This is a genomic window from Schaalia sp. JY-X169, from assembly GCF_014069575.1.
Lineage (GTDB): Bacteria > Actinomycetota > Actinomycetes > Actinomycetales > Actinomycetaceae > Scrofimicrobium.
In genome coordinates, this window is record NZ_CP059675.1 from 132,345 (window position 1) to 147,399 (window position 15,055).

Annotated in this window: 11 protein-coding genes; 8 read left to right on the forward strand and 3 right to left on the reverse strand. The window is 60.5% G+C overall.

Annotated elements, in window-relative coordinates:
* Both H2O65_RS00585 and H2O65_RS00590 read left to right on the forward strand, forming a co-directional pair.
* Positions 1 to 969 carry a TIGR01777 family oxidoreductase gene (locus H2O65_RS00585; RefSeq protein ID WP_182141702.1) on the forward strand — a complete coding sequence of 323 codons (969 nt, stop codon included), beginning with the start codon at positions 1 to 3 and terminating at the stop codon, positions 967 to 969.
* Positions 966 to 1,760 (forward strand): class I SAM-dependent methyltransferase, encoded by a 795-nt coding sequence (locus H2O65_RS00590; RefSeq protein ID WP_259349540.1) that lies wholly within the window; start codon positions 966 to 968, stop codon positions 1,758 to 1,760. The genes H2O65_RS00585 and H2O65_RS00590 overlap by 4 nt, the downstream gene beginning before the upstream one ends.
* Positions 1,761 to 1,764: 4 nt before the next feature.
* Here H2O65_RS00590 and H2O65_RS00595 read toward each other — a convergent pair whose 3' ends face one another.
* Positions 1,765 to 2,856 carry a Gfo/Idh/MocA family protein gene (locus tag H2O65_RS00595; protein ID WP_220458757.1) on the reverse strand — a complete coding sequence of 364 codons (1,092 nt, stop codon included), beginning with the start codon at positions 2,854 to 2,856 and terminating at the stop codon, positions 1,765 to 1,767.
* 108 nt (positions 2,857 to 2,964) lie between these two features.
* Between H2O65_RS00595 and H2O65_RS00600 the strand changes: the two genes are divergently transcribed.
* Positions 2,965 to 4,662 carry an alpha/beta-hydrolase family protein gene (locus H2O65_RS00600; RefSeq protein ID WP_182141703.1) on the forward strand — a complete coding sequence of 566 codons (1,698 nt, stop codon included), beginning with the start codon at positions 2,965 to 2,967 and terminating at the stop codon, positions 4,660 to 4,662.
* Positions 4,663 to 4,710: 48 nt separating this feature from the next.
* Here the strand turns inward: H2O65_RS00600 and H2O65_RS00605 are convergent, their stop codons facing one another.
* Positions 4,711 to 7,314 (reverse strand): lysylphosphatidylglycerol synthase transmembrane domain-containing protein, encoded by a 2,604-nt coding sequence (locus H2O65_RS00605; protein ID WP_182141704.1) that lies wholly within the window; start codon positions 7,312 to 7,314, stop codon positions 4,711 to 4,713.
* A gap of 140 nt (positions 7,315 to 7,454) precedes the next feature.
* On the opposite strand from H2O65_RS00605, the gene H2O65_RS00610 reads away from it, so the two are divergent.
* The 3 genes from H2O65_RS00610 to pheA are packed head-to-tail and all read left to right on the forward strand — an operon-like array spanning position 7,455 to position 11,390.
* The gene (locus H2O65_RS00610) at positions 7,455 to 8,279 is read left to right on the forward strand and encodes a DedA family protein (protein WP_182141705.1); all 825 of its coding nucleotides are present in this window, start codon (positions 7,455 to 7,457) and stop codon (positions 8,277 to 8,279) included.
* Positions 8,276 to 10,357: a DUF6541 family protein gene (locus H2O65_RS00615; protein ID WP_182141706.1), complete on the forward strand. Its 2,082-nt coding sequence runs from the start codon at positions 8,276 to 8,278 to the stop codon at positions 10,355 to 10,357. Before H2O65_RS00610 ends, H2O65_RS00615 begins: the two co-directional genes overlap by 4 nt.
* 37 nt (positions 10,358 to 10,394) lie before the next feature.
* Complete coding sequence (pheA, locus tag H2O65_RS00620) at positions 10,395 to 11,390, forward strand: prephenate dehydratase (protein ID WP_182141707.1); 996 nt, start codon at positions 10,395 to 10,397, stop codon at positions 11,388 to 11,390.
* Positions 11,391 to 11,392: 2 nt separating this feature from the next.
* On the opposite strand, the gene H2O65_RS00625 is transcribed toward pheA, so the two are convergent.
* Positions 11,393 to 12,748 carry a diacylglycerol kinase family protein gene (locus tag H2O65_RS00625; RefSeq protein ID WP_182141708.1) on the reverse strand — a complete coding sequence of 452 codons (1,356 nt, stop codon included), beginning with the start codon at positions 12,746 to 12,748 and terminating at the stop codon, positions 11,393 to 11,395.
* Positions 12,749 to 12,822: 74 nt separating this feature from the next.
* Between H2O65_RS00625 and serS the strand changes: the two genes are divergently transcribed.
* On the forward strand, positions 12,823 to 14,100 hold the full coding sequence (serS, locus tag H2O65_RS00630; RefSeq protein ID WP_182141709.1) for a serine--tRNA ligase: 1,278 nt from the start codon (positions 12,823 to 12,825) through the stop codon (positions 14,098 to 14,100).
* Positions 14,101 to 14,107: 7 nt separating this feature from the next.
* A complete protein-coding gene (locus tag H2O65_RS00635; protein WP_182141710.1) occupies positions 14,108 to 15,016 on the forward strand; it encodes an HAD family hydrolase in 909 nt (302 codons plus the stop codon).
* Positions 15,017 to 15,055 lie beyond the last annotated feature (39 nt).

Below are 15,055 nucleotides of genomic sequence, written 5' to 3' on the forward strand. Positions count from 1 at the left end.
ATGAAGATTGCCATTGGTGGTGCCAGCGGGATGCTGGGGAGCCGCCTTGACGCCGCGCTAGTCGAGCGGGGGGACGAGGTCGTTCGCCTTGTCCGCAAGCCGGCCACCAGCGAGTCGGAAAGACAGTGGGATCCGCAGGCCAACACAATTTCAGGGCTCGGACTCACTGACGTGGACGCCGTGGTCAACCTGGCGGGCGCGCCAATCGCGGGGAGCCGCTGGGCAGTGGAGTACAAACGGGAAATCCTTTCCTCACGGGTGCTGTCAACGAGGACGGTTGTGCAAGCGCTTGCGGATGCCCGTGAAGAGGGATCGGACCGGTGCAAAGCCTTCCTCTCGGCCAGTGCGGTGGGGATCTACGGCTTCGATTGTGGGGATCGCCTGCTTCCCGAGGACGCGCCGGTGGGAACCGGGTTCTTAGCTGATGTTTGTGAGAAGTGGGAAGATGCGGCGCTTCCTGCCGCAGACTTAGGGGTGCGGGTGGTGCGCCTGAGGACGGCCAATGTCCTCTCGCCTCGCGGAGGTTTCCTAGGTGCTCTGCGACCCCTGTTCAAGTTCGGCGTGGCGGGCCGAATTGGGGATGGTCGGCAGTGGCTGTCCTGGATCCACATCGACGATCATGTTGCCGCCATGGTCGCTCTGTTGGACGGCGAGGTATCCGGGCCGGTCAACCTCACTGCACCGAATCCTGTTCGCAATGCGTCCTTCACCAGGGAGTATGGCCGTGTCTTGAACAGGCCGACGTTCATTCCTTTCCCAAGTCCCGTGGCTCGGATCGCACTGACGCCAAACATGGTTGATGAGACGGTTGCTGCGGGCCAGAGGGCGGTGCCGGAGGCGTTGGCTCGCAGTGGATTCAAGTTTTCATATCCCGTGCTGGGGCAGGCGCTGCGAGACCTGGAGGGCCAGCGCAAGGAAACACCCCGTCGAAGCAAGAAGTCGAGGCGCGGAAAGCAGCCGAAAGTTTGACTGAGGGAAACTCTGGGTTCATAAACCCGTTCGCAGCCACGGTTGGGCGTGCGGAAGCCGTCGAGTATGAAGAGACTCGGCCCACCTATCCGGCAGGTGCCTACGACGCGGTGCTTGCGGCCTCGGCCCACGGGGTTGGGAGCGCCGTGGATGTGGGTGCAGGAACAGGCCAGTTCACGCGGGGTTTGGTTGAGCGTGGGGTGAGGACGGTCGCGGTTGAACCGTCCTCGGCAATGCGGGAGGTGCTGCAGGAAGGCTCTTGGGCTCAGGAGGCGAGGGCGGACTTGGTCGGAGGTGGCCCACTGCTGGAGGTTGTTGCGGGAACCGCCGAGGACACCGGGCTTGCGGCCGACTCATCTGACCTGGTGGTGTGGGCGCAGTGTTCCCACTGGCTTGACATTCCGCTTGCTGCTGCTGAGGCGGCGCGGATCTTGCGCCCCGGAGGCGCCCTCGCACTGGTCGCCAACCAGTTGGCGGTTGAGGTCCCCTGGGTGCACAGGCTGAGCCGCATCATGCGTTCCGGTGATGTGGTGCGGCGCGAACGCACCCCGGATTTGGGTCCGTTGTTTGAGCGTCCGCTGCTGACGGAGGTCGGCTGGGAGCAGAGCCTGACTGTGGAGCAGTGCTTGCGCCTTGCCCGCACCCGGTCGTCATACCTTGCGGCGAGCCCGCCTCGTCGCACAAAGATGCAGGACAACCTGCGCTGGTATTTGTTGGAGCACCTGGGGTTTGACCCGCTTGCCCCGTTCGCGTTGCCGTACACGACACTGGTGTGGACGGCGCGGGCCTAGCCCGCTAGAACCGCGGGTACCGCACCCCAACCTGCGCCAGCGCGTCATCCATCATCTCCTGAACCTCGCGGGTCGCCGACCAGGGGACGACAGGGGACTCTAGATCTCCCGAGGTGATTCTGCGGGCAGCCTCTGCGGCCTCGTACTGGAATCCGCCGGGAACGCGTGCATCCCACTTCTGTTTGTGCACGGACACGGCTGCGCCAGTGGCGGGATCGAGGTCGAACACGGTCAACCTCACCTTCGTTGGCCCATAGAAGTTCTTGGTAAGTTCGATCGTCCCGGCCTCAAACGTGAGGATGGCGTGCATCGACGTCGCTCCATCCATCTGGCATGTGGCCACAGATAGTCCGCCCTCGTGCTTCCCAATCACCACGTCCCCCAGGTCAACGCCCAGGTCAGAGAGGCGCCCCAGTGCGACCTGTTCGGTCGGCTTTCCCAGCGTCATCTGAATCAGTGAGATTGGGTAGACGCCGAGGTCTAACATGGCCCCACCCGCCAGGTTGGGGTCCGTCATCCGAGCGATGTGGGTGAGGCGTTGCCCGTGGTCTGCAGACACTTCAACCAGGCGTCCCAGACGCCCTGATGCAATTGCGGCGCGGATGAAGTGGTAGTGCGGCAGGTGTCGCGACCACATCCCTTCCATCGCAAAGAGGCCTTTGGCTTCGGCGGTATCAAACACCTCATTGACCTGGTCTATCGAGGTTGCAAACGCTTTTTCGACGAGGACGGGCTTGCCCGCACTCAACGCCAGGAGCGCATCGTCGCGGTGGCGCATGTGCGGTGTGGCGATGTAGATGACGTCGATGTCGTCTGCTTGCACCAGCTCTTCGTAGCTTCCGTAGGTGCCAACTTGCTGCAGTCCCATTTCGGTAGCGAACGCTTGGGCGCGCGAGAGCTCGCGGGAACCAATCGCGACGACCTGTTGGTTTGAGTATTTGGGAACATCCCGGGCAAAGGTGCGTGCAATACCACCGGCCCCAAGGATTCCCCAGCGCAAAGATGGTGCAGCAAACGGATCAGGAATGGCCATGTTGGGCGCAACTTCCTGGAATAGTGGGGGCAGTGGGTCGGGGTGGGGCAGCCTGTTACTCATGTACTGATTTTGCCTCTAAATCACGCGGGGCGGTACCGTGATCTGGCAGGATCAGCGCGTTGTGTTCTGCACCGGGGTACAAAACACGAACTGGGGGTGCTAGCAGACATGGCTGAGCCATCGCTTTTCGGCGTTTTGTTCACGATGGTCTTCTACGCAATCTCCGTGACCCCGTCCGTCCTGCCCCGCCGCTGGTGGTGGCATGCGTTTGTTTCCGGAATCCTCATGGGTTTGGGCTACGTTTTGGGATGGGCTCTCCAAGAGGGGGGCGCAGCTCTGCTGAGAGCACTGGATGTCTCTATTTCGGCGCCCGAAAGCGTCACCCAAACTGGCACCTATCTGCTGGTGGCCGCGGTGACGCTGTGGACAATGAGGTCGATTTGGCAGTCGTTCTGGGCCAGCAAGAAGGCGGCTGCGCTCCAGGAGATGAAGCAGGTCAACCTGGTGGAGTACCTGATTGGCCTGGCCGCGAGCTTCGTCATGTTTGCGGCGGTGCTGACCGTGGTCGGCCTGTTGCGGGGAATCTTCAACCTCATCGTCTCCTTCCTTGCCAACTGGATTTACCGCCCCTTTGCTCTTGCGATAGCGCTAGTGGCCGTGATTGCACTGGTCCTATTCATCTCCAACAGGGTTGTTTTCCGCTCCGTGATGGCGATCTTCGCACGCAAGGCGGCAGCGCTGAATACGACCAGTGCCGACGGATATGCCCGCCCCGAGGTCCCGGAGAGGTCAGGGTCTAAGCAATCCCTAGTCCCATGGGAGACAATCGGCGGCCAGGGGAGGAAGTTCATCGGCAAGGGCCCCAGTGCCGAAATGATCGAGGACGTCACAGGTCTTCCCGCGATGGAGCCGATCCGTATCTATGCGGGAATGCCCACCGCCGATACCAACCTAGATGAGCTTGCGGATCTTGCGGTGGCAGACCTTGAGCGTGCCGGTGGATTCAAACGCTCCCTAATCCTGGTCAACACGGCGACCGGATCCGGTTGGGTGGATGAGTGGCTGGTGCAGCCAATGGAATACCTGACTCGCGGCAACTGCGCTGTGGTGACCATGCAGTACTCGTACCTTTTTTCCGCGGCACTGATGGTTTCAGACCTGTCAGTGTGCGTGAAGGCCGGGACTATGCTTTTTGAAAAGGTCGCGCAGCGGGTTGCGACACTACCGGAGGATGAGCGTCCACTGGTTATTGTCGGTGGAGAGTCCCTTGGCGCATACGGCTCACAAGACCTTTTCGCCGACGCCCATGACCTGACTGAGCGTGTTGACGGAGCGATCTGGACAGGTTCTCCCCAGGCCTCGAAACTATTGCGGCAGCTCACAAAATCCCGACACAAGGGGTCTCCGGAGGTTGCCCCGGTGTTTGAAAATGGATCTCATATTCGCTTCGTCAACAACCCGGAGCAGCTAACGCGGGACCGCTACGGCAGGGAGTTGGGGCCCTGGCTTTTCCCGAGAGCGGTGTTTGCGCAACACGCTTCAGACCCGGTTGTGTGGTTCTCTTCCGACCTGGTCTTCAAAGAGCCGGACTGGATTCGTGAGCGAGCGGGTTTGGACGTGCCGGACATGCACTTCACCCCGGTTGCAACCTATCTTCAACTGGTTGCTGATCTTCCTGTTGCGGGTACGGCCCCGGCAGGTCACGGTCATACCTACCATCGAGAGCTGGTTGACATTTGGATGAGCGTCCTCGGATTTGATGGTCCCGTCGCGCTGGGGCGGCTTGGGGAAACCGCGTGGGTCACAGCGCAGATGAAGATCGATATTGGCAATGCGATCGAGGTCGATGACCAGCGCGACCCGTGATGACAGGTTGGCGCGCCCCGTGTGTCGCCAACTACCCGCCTCAAACCTTCAGAGAAGCCCCTTCTTCTCCATATTGCGTAACGCGATCCAACCGAATGGAATACGCCCGTAGAAGGTAACCAGGCGGAAGAGGACTGCTGTTGACAGGGCGATAGCCGGTGGAATACCAGCAACTTGCAGTCCGGCGGTCAAAGCCATTTCGACCGGGCCGATACCACCGGGAGTTGGGATGACTGAACCGAGTGTGGACGACACCAGGTATGTCAGCGCCAGAGTTAGTGGGTCCAGATAGTATCCAAAGGCGGCCAGCGACAAGCCGAATGCACCGATGTATCCCAGGTTCATGAGGATGTTGCCGCCGATTGCAATCAGCAGTTGCCTTGGGTGACCCATAATCCACAGAAGCTGCGGGTAGACCTGGTCCCAAGACGGGCGCACCTTGTCCCAGATCCACTTCCTCACCTTCGGGAATGCAAGGACGGCTGCAAGTAATGTCCCAACGGCGGCGACCACCCAGACTATTGTCATGGTTGGAATACTGAGGCTACTGACCGAACTGCCCGTGCCCACAACCACCAGCAACAGCAGAATCACAGAGGTAACGAATTGTGAAATCTGCACCAGCGTCACGGTTGCGACAGCGACGGGGGTCGACAGTTTCTCGCGATTGAGGAAGCGCATGTTGAGCGCGGCTGGCCCTATGCCGGCAGGTGCGACCACGGTAACCATAGAGGCAGCCATTTGTGCGAGGGTCGCGTTCCACAGCCGGATCTTCTTCGGTGCAAAAGCAACCAGGGGAATCGCAGCTCCCACCCAGGTCACTGAACCAACCACGAAGGCAATGAACAGCCAAATATAGTCGGCGTCGCGCAGGGCTGTTTCAAGAGCTTCGAAGTTCAAACTACCCATGACGGCGACGAGGGCGACAACTAGGAGAAGCGCCATGATGACAGTGCGCGGGGAGAAACGCTGCAGCTTGATCGGCTCAGAAACCGGCGAGGCCGGGGTGATCTCTGAGAGGCGATCCCGCAGGCTGTCGATGATTTTGTCCTTGCGGGCTCTGGTTCGTAACCCGGCTGGCAGTACGACGGACTGAAGCACAAGCGCGGTAGCAAGCAACTCCGGGGTTCCAATTTCGCGTTGTGCGGATGCAATGGCGCGGTCTATTGAAGTCGCGAGAGCCAGGTGGACCAGCATTTGTGCGCAGTCAATGCGCTGAGAAATGTCATTGGAGCCCATGTCCGACTGGTTCCAGTTGAGCATCCACAGGTTGAAGTCCTGGTCCAAAGTGAGCGAGTCAACATCCAGGTTGCGGTGGCAAATATCCCGGGCATGCGCCGCCTTGAGCTGGCTCCACGCTTGATCCAGAGTGTCGTCGCTGATGTCGTATCCCTCATCGCGCAGCCGTAACAGGGGGATGGTCGGGGGCAGTGGCTCCCAAAAAACCGCAACAGAGGTGCCCGCGTCGGACAGGGCGAGCGGCCTGGGCGTCCTCACCCCGGCATCCTTGACCATGCCGGCCGCCAGCATTTCCCTTTGAGCGTTGATCTTGATGGCGGGACTGATGAGACGTTCGGTGCCGCGCACACGAATGTTTGACCACAGGTCAGACGCTAGCGACAGAAGGCCCGCATCAGGGTCGAGGACGTGGACGTCCAGGATGCGTCCATCCTCGTCCCACATCTGGTATTGCCTGTCCGAATCGCGGGCGTACTGGGGGGTGACAATGAATTCGCCCTCGGACTCAGAGACCGGGGTTGTCACCAGTGGCGGATTGATCATGCCGAGGCGGTAGTCCGGGGTCTCATCACTTTCCGAAACTTCCCAAGTCTCCAGCGGTTGGTGGTCCGTGGGGACATCGATCCGCACGAATCTGGAGGGGTTGATCCCTACGGTGATTGCCGCATCCACCAGGTCGGCGGGCAGCGCGCGAGAGTCGTTGAATCCACCAATCCACCGGGTAAAACAACCGAAGGCTCGTCCAAGGAGAACGGTGACCAAAATGCCGGGAAGTGTTGCAGTTCCGCGAATCAGTGAGACAAGCAGTAGGACCCAGATGCCGATCCACGTGAAGCTGACGCTCTTGGACGCCGAGGTCGTTCCCGCAGTTGTCGCCATGGCAGTAATAACCATGAAAACAACGTTGACAGAATTGAGGGTACCGGTGGGTGTAGTGACGACCAGACTGGCGGTGATTGCTTCCGGCAGGTGGGGAAGGGCTAGGAGTATTCCCCACCCGCAGAGAGCGGATGCGATGCCGGTGAGGACGGTGTAGAGGATTGTCGTGTAGTCCCCGCGGCGCAGCAAATAAATGATGAGCGCGATGGGGACGGTAATGACAAAAATGCCTTCAAGCAGGCTGAGTGGAAGGAAGAGGATCTGGCGAATCACTTGGGCGAGGGCGGCGCGGACATCTTCTTCAACGCCCTGCGTTGTCGACTGTGCATAGACGCCCAGTAGTAGAACCAACCCAACTCCGGCCAGGGAGAGGATAGCTTCTAGTCCGTCCTCAAGGCGGCGTTGACGCCCGGGGATTGAGTCGGAGACAAAGACGGGATGGTCCAGCCGGGATTGGGCGATTCGTCCGTCGGAAACGTCTTGGACAGAGGTGGGCTCACCGCGAGCATCATCCACTTCCGATTCTTCCGACATGGGGTCAGTCTAACGAGGGGTCGCCGGAGGTTCGCGTAACCGTCCCGCAGAGAATTTGAGATTGGACGCACTTCATAGGTGGACTCCGCGACCTCCAATAGGATCGTTGTCTGTAGACCCCGTTCGAAAATGAGGTATTCATGGAGACCGCACTGGTCCAAGCTGTATCCACTGTCGATGCGCACGTTGTGCACGCGGCACTGCCGCTTCTCCCTTCCACAGGGGGCTCGTGGCTCGACACTGTTGTGGGTTGGTTTAGCGATCCCACCTCCCTGCTGATTGCGATGGGGCCCTGGGTATTGCTCGGTGTCGCAGTGATCGTCTTCATTGAGTCGGGTGTGCTCTTTCCAGTGCTGCCCGGCGACTCTTTGATCTTCTCAGCAGGGCTCTTGCACTCCCAGTTGGGCATCAACATGTGGGTGATGATCGGGGTGATCCTTCTTGCGGCTTTCCTTGGCTCCCAGGTGGGCTACTTCCTTGGCAAGAAATTCGGTCGAGGCCTCTTTAAGGACGACGCCCGCTTCCTGAAGACGGAGTACGTGGACCAGGCAGAGCATTTCTTCAACAAGTACGGGGGACGCGCCCTCGTCATCGGACGTTTCGTTCCATTTGTGAGGACGTTTGTGCCGCTGGTTGCGGGGATTGCCGAATACCCTTACCGCAAGTTTATTGGCTACAACATGCTTGGCGCGCTCATCTGGGGTGTTGGCGTCACCTGGGCGGGTGCGGCACTGGGTGGCGTGCCGTTTGTGCATGAGAACCTTGAGGTCATTGTCCTTTTGATCGTCTTAGTCTCAGTTCTGCCGATGGTGGTGGAGATTGTCCTCAACAAACGTAAGGCCAAGGCCCCTGCTGCAGCCAAAGCCGGGGAGGCCGTTGCCGACGCGTACGAGGACGAAGTAGTGGCAAGTGGCATTGTCGCAACCGAAGTTGTGACGACGCCGGGGGATGACACTTCCAAGTGACGCAGTTCCTTGCGTGGTTGCCGTGGATTGGTCTGGCGGCTGCAATGGTCGCGGTTTGGGTGGGGACCAGTTACTTCTGGTTGAGGCTCGCTCGCATTCCCGCCGCCGCAGCAATTGCTGCCGCTCCGGCCGTTACTGCGGGATTGATCCTCCCCATCTCGATCCTTTACGAGACTCTCGGTTGGTTCTGGTCTGGGGCACGGGTCTTCCCTGTGCTCGTGGTGATCGGGGCAGCGGGAGCCGGACTTTTCCTCACCAGAAGCAGAGTCATCAGCGTGGGACGTCCTCGCTACCGCATGCGGTTCTGGTCTGTCGGTTTTGTGGGTGCCGCAGCTGTGGGTTGGCTGCTAGCGGCCCTTCCCACAATGGTGGTGGCACCCCCGAGCAACCCGGTCCAGCAGTGGGATCCCTCATTTCACCTCAATGGTGTTTGGGGGATAACTAAGCTTGGTATTGGGGCGCCAGGTAACGGCTTGGCACACAACTACGGCGGGGAAACCAACTACGGCTATCCGATCGGGTGGCACGCCTTCACTTCGCTGTTTGCCACCCCTGAGACAACAGTTCAGACTGCCAACGCTTCAAGTCTTGCCTTGATGGCGGTGTGGGTTGTTGGTGCGGCCGTCTATACCTACACCCTCTATCCCAGTCGCCGCGCGGCACTGGCCGCCGCAGTTATTGCGGGCCTCCTCCCATCAATGCCTGCCGATGCTCTGACTGCCTACTCGCAGTGGCCTAACGCCATGTCGGTGGCACTCCTCCCAGGTGGGGCGACAGTTGTTGTCCTGTTGGGCAGATCGCTGATGGGTATCCTGCGCGTGCCGTCCTCCGCGGGGGACGTCCGGTCCGTTCTGCCCCTACGCAGCGAGTCCTGGTCCACATTTGGTTTACTCTTGGCCGTTTCTCTCCTGGCTATTCTTGGTGGCATCCAAGCCCACCAGGTCTACGCGTTCAACCTTCTGTTCCTGTTGCTTCCCGCACTTCTTGCTGGAGCCTGGCGACTTATTGCAGGTGGACTGCGCCAGCGCCGTCCGGGACTTATTCTGGGGACCGTCGCTTCCGCAGTGTTTGGCGTGGTGGCCTTCGTGTGGGTGCAGTTGACGCCAGAGGTTGAGTCGATGCGCAACTACCCCCGCTATGGCGTCGATATTTCGAGAGGAATTTCCCAGGCGCTGGTTCCCAACCCACCGTTCAACCTGACATTTGGGTTGATGGCTTTCAACGTCGTCATCTCAGCACTGCTCGTTGCCGGGATACTCCGAGTCATGCTTGGACGCTACAGGCGGGCGGCCTGGGTGCCGTGGCCGGGAGGGTTGAAGCCGGTGGCATGGCCCGTCTGGTCCTACCTGCTTTTCGCCACTTTTGTTTTCTTTGCCTACGGTCCGGATTGGCCCATCCGTAAATGGATAGTCGGCCCCTGGTTTGTTGACGGTCGGCGCGTCATGGAGGCAATGTCTCTCGCCCTCGTCCCCCTGGTGGCGATAGGTTTCGGTTGGCTGGCCGTGTGGTGCGTCAACTGGTGGAATATGAGCATGGCGCGGGGGAGTGCCGCGCAAGAGCGGTGGATCTCGGTGGCTCTAGGCGGTGTGCTGATCGTTGCCAGCGGGGTGGGGGCCATGGATGCGCGCATCGGCGCAGCGCGCTCGGTGCTGGATGCCAATAATCTGGGCAAACCGGGCATGGCGGCCCAGGGCGTCCTCGACATGATGGCAACACTTCCGGACATACTGCCCGAGGACGCGGTTGTTTTGGGTGACCCCCAGGCCGGCGCCATGTATGCGCAGGTGATCGGGCAACGCTGGGCCTACTTCCCACAGTTGTCCCTGATGAACTCCGATGCTGAGACGCAAGAGATGATTACGGAGAACTTCGACAGAATAAGCGAGGATCCCCAGGTCTGCGAGGCTGTGCGGGCCGCTGGAATAACCCACTTCATCTCTAATCCGGACGGTGCATACTACGGGACAATGCGGTCAGACCGCATGCCGGGACTGTACGGCGTGGACACTTCTGAGGGGTTTGAGTTGGTGGCCGAGGGCGGAGGCGCCCGGCTGTACAAAATCACGGCTTGCGACTGAGGGCGCGCAAGGCCGAACTAGGCAGTAAAGAGGAAGTATGACTCAGCAGGCGACAACGGTGACGAACATACCGGGTCCACCACCTCTTGGTGGCCGCGTACGGATTGCCTTCCTGGGTCCGTTCGGTACATTCACCGAGCAGGCAGTGTGGCAGATAGCCCCGGCAGGAGCGGAGCTGATCCCAGCGGCTTCCGCACCCCAGGCGCTTGAAGCTGTACGAAACGGGGTGGCGGACCGCGCGGTGGTCCCGATCGAAAACTCGATTGAAGGCGGCGTCAACGCAACAATCGACACCCTCTCTCGCGGCGAGGATCTGCACATTGTTGCCGAGATGATTGTCCCTGTTCGCTTTGTGCTTGCAGCGCTCCCAGGGACGCGGCTCGATGACGTTCGCAGTGTCGGCACCCACCCGCATGCGTGGGCTCAGTGCCGACGCTGGGCGGAAACAAACCTTCCCGAGGTCGTGCACGTTCCCACCACTTCCACTGCCGCGGCGGCTGAGCTGCTTGGGTCGTTCGCAAGCGAGGAAGCAGAACGCCCCTTTGATGCAGTCCTCTGCAATGCCCCGTCGGTAGAGAGGTACGGGCTGGTCCCACTTGTCAGCGATGTCGCGGACAACCCGGGCGCGGTAACCAGGTTCATCATGGCCGCCCGGTCTGGAAATGTCCCGCCCGCCACCGGCGCAGATAAGACAACGATCCAGGTCAGCCTTCCGTCAGACGAGGCCGGTGCGCTGCTGATGATGCTGGAACAGTTCAGTGTGCGCGGAGTCAACCTTTCCCGCATTGAGTCGCGTCCCGCTGGTGACGGCCTAGGTCACTACGCCTTTTCCATTGATATTGCTGGACATGTGCGTGAAGAGCGGGTCCAGGCAGCACTGGTTGGTTTGCACCGAACTTGCCCGAAGGTGCAGTTCCTTGGCTCCTATCCGCGGGTGGATGGTATTCGGGCAGAGATTCAGCGCGGAACCAAGGACTCGGACTTTGTGGAGGCTCGCAACTGGGTGGAGTCAATCGCGAGGTTTGGCGCGTGACCTCAGATCCGGCGATCCCACTCTGGGATCGCCCCCGGGGTGCCCGAAGGGACGCGGACTAGCAGTGCATCCTTGTCGGAGCGGCTGGTAACCGTGCGGGCCGTCCCAACAGGATCACCATCCACCTGAACGGGGTACGGCTTGGAGATATCAACGCGAGCTGCAGGGGTTTGACGAAACTGGATCTTCGCCAGGTCATTCTTGACGTTGATGGGGTGCAGCCCCGCCTGGTTGCCGAAGATCTTCACCGACAGGTACGCCCACCCCAGCAGGCCCACCTGGGTGTCAATGGCGATAACGTCCAGCTGTCCGTCATCGATCAGCGCCGATGGAGCCAACTGAGCGAATGGAAGCTCCCCGCAGTTGGCGAAGAGGACAGTTCTGGCACGGAGCGCCGTCATGTCAAACTCGCTCGTTGTGTCCGTGCCCGTTGAGGGCCCCGTGGGGGCTGCCAGAACGCTGGAAGCCCGCACAGCGTCCCGAACAGACTGGGGGATTGGAATCGCGTGGAACAGGTCCGGCGTGCCATTAATGGGGTCATCTTCTGTCCGCAGGACTGTGACTGTTGCCTTCATGCGTTCTATTCGCAGTGCAGACAAGGCGGTGAGAACGTACGCTGACCACCCCACCTTCTTCTTCAGCTCCGGGGTGGTATTGGCCATCGTCTCACCGTCAAACCCCACCCCTGCGATAACAAGGTAGGCGTATTCGGTTTCAGCTGGCTCGCGCACGCCCTCCGGAAGAGCGCGAACGTCCTCGGCCTGAGCCTGCTTCAACAGGCGACCTTCGGCTGGAAGTTCAGACTTCACCTGGACTCGGTCAACACTCAACCAAGCAAGATCAACGCGCCGACTGACCGGGGTCAGCGCAACACGGATTGCACCCTTCGGGGATAGTGGCAATCCCAGGTTCCGTGCCAGAAGGTTTCCAGTTCCGATGGGTAGCAGGGCCATCGGAACCCTAGAGTGAGCCATGCCCGCGGCGACCGCGCGTACCGTGCCGTCACCCCCCGCCGCGATCACAAGTGCGGGTTTGTGGCGCAATGCCTCAATGGTCTGCCCGGTTCCAGGGTCCTCAACCGTCGTTTCAATCCACCTGGCGGGCCTGCCTGTGGCCCGAACGACCTCGGCGTTAATTTGGATACGAAGTGCGTCATAGTCGGATGGTTTGGTCGGGTTCGCAACCACCCACACCTCACCCGTCGCGCCGGGATCAACCGGTAACAAACCGGTCTCGTCCTCGACCGTTATGTCACGTTGCTTACGGTGCGAAACCAGTACGAAGACAAGTGCGAGCACGGCGACAACAACAATTGCCCCAAGGGACAGTGAAGCCCACAAAATCTCGCTGCTCGACATGCATCCAAGAGTAGCCCAGGACGTGAACTTGGCCCGACAGTGGGCACTCGGCGTTGCACCGCTACGATGGGATCATGATTGATATGCGTTTGCTTCGTGAAGATCCAGACAGAGTCCGCGCATCCCAGGAAGCCCGTGGTGAAGACCCGGACCTGGTGGACGCGCTGATTGTCGCAGATGAGAAGCGCAGGGGTGCGCTCCAAGACCATGAGTCGCTGCGGGCTGAACACAAGACCGTATCTCGAAGTATTGGTAACGCGGCTCCCGAGGATCGGCAGGCGACCCTGGCAGCGGCGCGTGAGCTGTCGGCGAAAGTGGCGGAAGCCAAAGAGAAAGCAGACGAGGCCGATGCCGAGGTCACGCGGATCTCCATGCTCCTGTCAAACGTTGTGGAGCAAGAAGCACCCATTGGCGGTCCGGACGACTTTGTGGTTCTCCGTCACGAGGGTCCCACGCCAAGGGACTTTGAGAAGGATGGGTACGCCCCCAAAGACCACCTGGAACTTGGTGAGGGCCTTGGTGCGATAGACGTCAAGCGTGGCGCCAAAGTGTCCGGGGCGCGCTTCTACTACCTCAGTGGCATCGGGGCCCGCCTTGAGTTGGCGCTCCTTTCAATGGCCGCAGACCAAGCAACCAAGGCCGGGTTCACCCTGCAGATAACACCCACCCTTGTGAAGCCCGAAATTATGCGTGGAACAGGGTTCCTCGGCGAGCATGCGGATGAGATCTACTATCTGCCTGCCGATGACCTCTACCTGGTAGGCACCTCCGAAGTTGCGCTTGCGGGCTACCACGAAGGGGAGATTCTTGACCTCAGCAACGGGCCCCTGCGTTACGCCGGCTGGTCAACCTGCTACCGCAGGGAAGCGGGAGCTGCGGGACGTGACACCCGCGGCATCATTAGAGTCCACCAGTTCAACAAGGTTGAAATGTTCTCCTTCTGTGACCCGACAGACGCTGCCGAGGAACACCAGAGGCTGCTCTCGATGGAAGAGGAGATGCTCGCAAAGGTAGAGCTTCCCTACAGGGTTATAGACACTGCCACGGGCGACCTCGGCTCATCTGCGGCTCGTAAGTTTGACTGTGAGGCATGGCTTCCGACCCAGGAGCGGTGGATGGAAGTCACTTCGACCTCGAACTGCACCACCTTCCAGGCGCGCCGCCTCTCGGTGCGTCAGCGCACGGAGGACGGCATTGGCCCCGTTGCCACGCTGAATGGAACGCTTGCCACGACTCGTTGGTTGGTCGCGATGCTAGAGAATCACCAGAACGAGGACGGGTCGGTCAACGTACCCGCTGCCCTGCGTCCCTACCTGGGCGGCCTCGAAGTAATGACTCCCGGGCAAAGGTAAACGCCACTTGCAAACACTGATTACGCCGCCGCCTCACGATGCGCCCTCCCTTCCATATGAAGAACAGGTAGACCACGCGCGAGAGGCTCTGCCCGCGGACTTGCCCGATGACCCCTCCAAGGTGCTTGTGGCTCTTGACGTTGACGGGACGCTCGTGACGGCGAACGGCGCGTCTGAGAACGTGCGACGCACAGTTGCGAGCTCCATTGAGGCAGGCATCAACGTCGTCATCGCCACCGGACGCGGGGTTGCGGCAACACGCCCGGTCTTCCAGGAGCTGGAACTCCCCTCCGGTTTCTCCGTTTCTTCGAATGGTGCACAGATCGTCCGCTGGGAGAGGGCCCAGGACGGCCGCCACGTCTATGAGACGTTGAGTGAGACGTACTTTGATCCCCGCGCTGCAGTTCAAGCGGTCCTCGGGGTGATTCCCGGGACCATCCTTGGCGCTGACGGTGGTGACGAACGCATGCGCGTCAACCAGTACTTCCCGCCGGGGGAGTTAGCGTCGGTGGAAGACCTGCATGAGCTTGAGGAGCTGCTTTCCTTCCCCACATTGCGCATGGTGGTGCGCGCACCCTGGTTGACCAGGGTCGAGTTCGAGGACGCTCTCACTTCCGTTGACCTGTCCTCTGTTGAGTGTGCCATTGGGTGGACATCGTGGGCTGATCTCACAGCCCACGGAACAACAAAGGCGAAGGGGTTGGAAACGCTGGTTTCCGACCTCGGCATCGACCGGCGCGGAACAATCGCGGTTGGGGATGGGACCAACGACATTGCAATGCTCGAGTGGGCCGCGCACGGTGTTGCCATGGGAACTGCAACTCCTGACATTATTGCCGCAGCGAACACAACCACAGGCGCTGTTGACCACGATGGTGCCGCCGCCGTCCTCGACGCCCTCCTAGAGAGGTATTAAGACTCAGGGGTAGACCGTCTGGGGCGATATGATGGGTCG

Bases quoted from the DNA above. Each gene is read 5' to 3' on its own strand.
- pheA (WP_182141707.1), top strand. From the start codon at position 10,395: ATGACTCAGCAGGCGACAACGGTGACGAACATACCGGGTCCACCACCT.
- serS (WP_182141709.1), top strand. From the start codon at position 12,823: ATGATTGATATGCGTTTGCTTCGTGAAGATCCAGACAGAGTCCGCGCA.
- H2O65_RS00610 (WP_182141705.1), top strand. From the start codon at position 7,455: ATGGAGACCGCACTGGTCCAAGCTGTATCCACTGTCGATGCGCACGTT.
- H2O65_RS00600 (WP_182141703.1), top strand. From the start codon at position 2,965: ATGGCTGAGCCATCGCTTTTCGGCGTTTTGTTCACGATGGTCTTCTAC.
- H2O65_RS00595 (WP_220458757.1), bottom strand. From the start codon at position 2,856: ATGAGTAACAGGCTGCCCCACCCCGACCCACTGCCCCCACTATTCCAG.
- H2O65_RS00585 (WP_182141702.1), top strand. From the start codon at position 1: ATGAAGATTGCCATTGGTGGTGCCAGCGGGATGCTGGGGAGCCGCCTT.
- H2O65_RS00605 (WP_182141704.1), bottom strand. From the start codon at position 7,314: ATGTCGGAAGAATCGGAAGTGGATGATGCTCGCGGTGAGCCCACCTCT.
- H2O65_RS00625 (WP_182141708.1), bottom strand. From the start codon at position 12,748: ATGTCGAGCAGCGAGATTTTGTGGGCTTCACTGTCCCTTGGGGCAATT.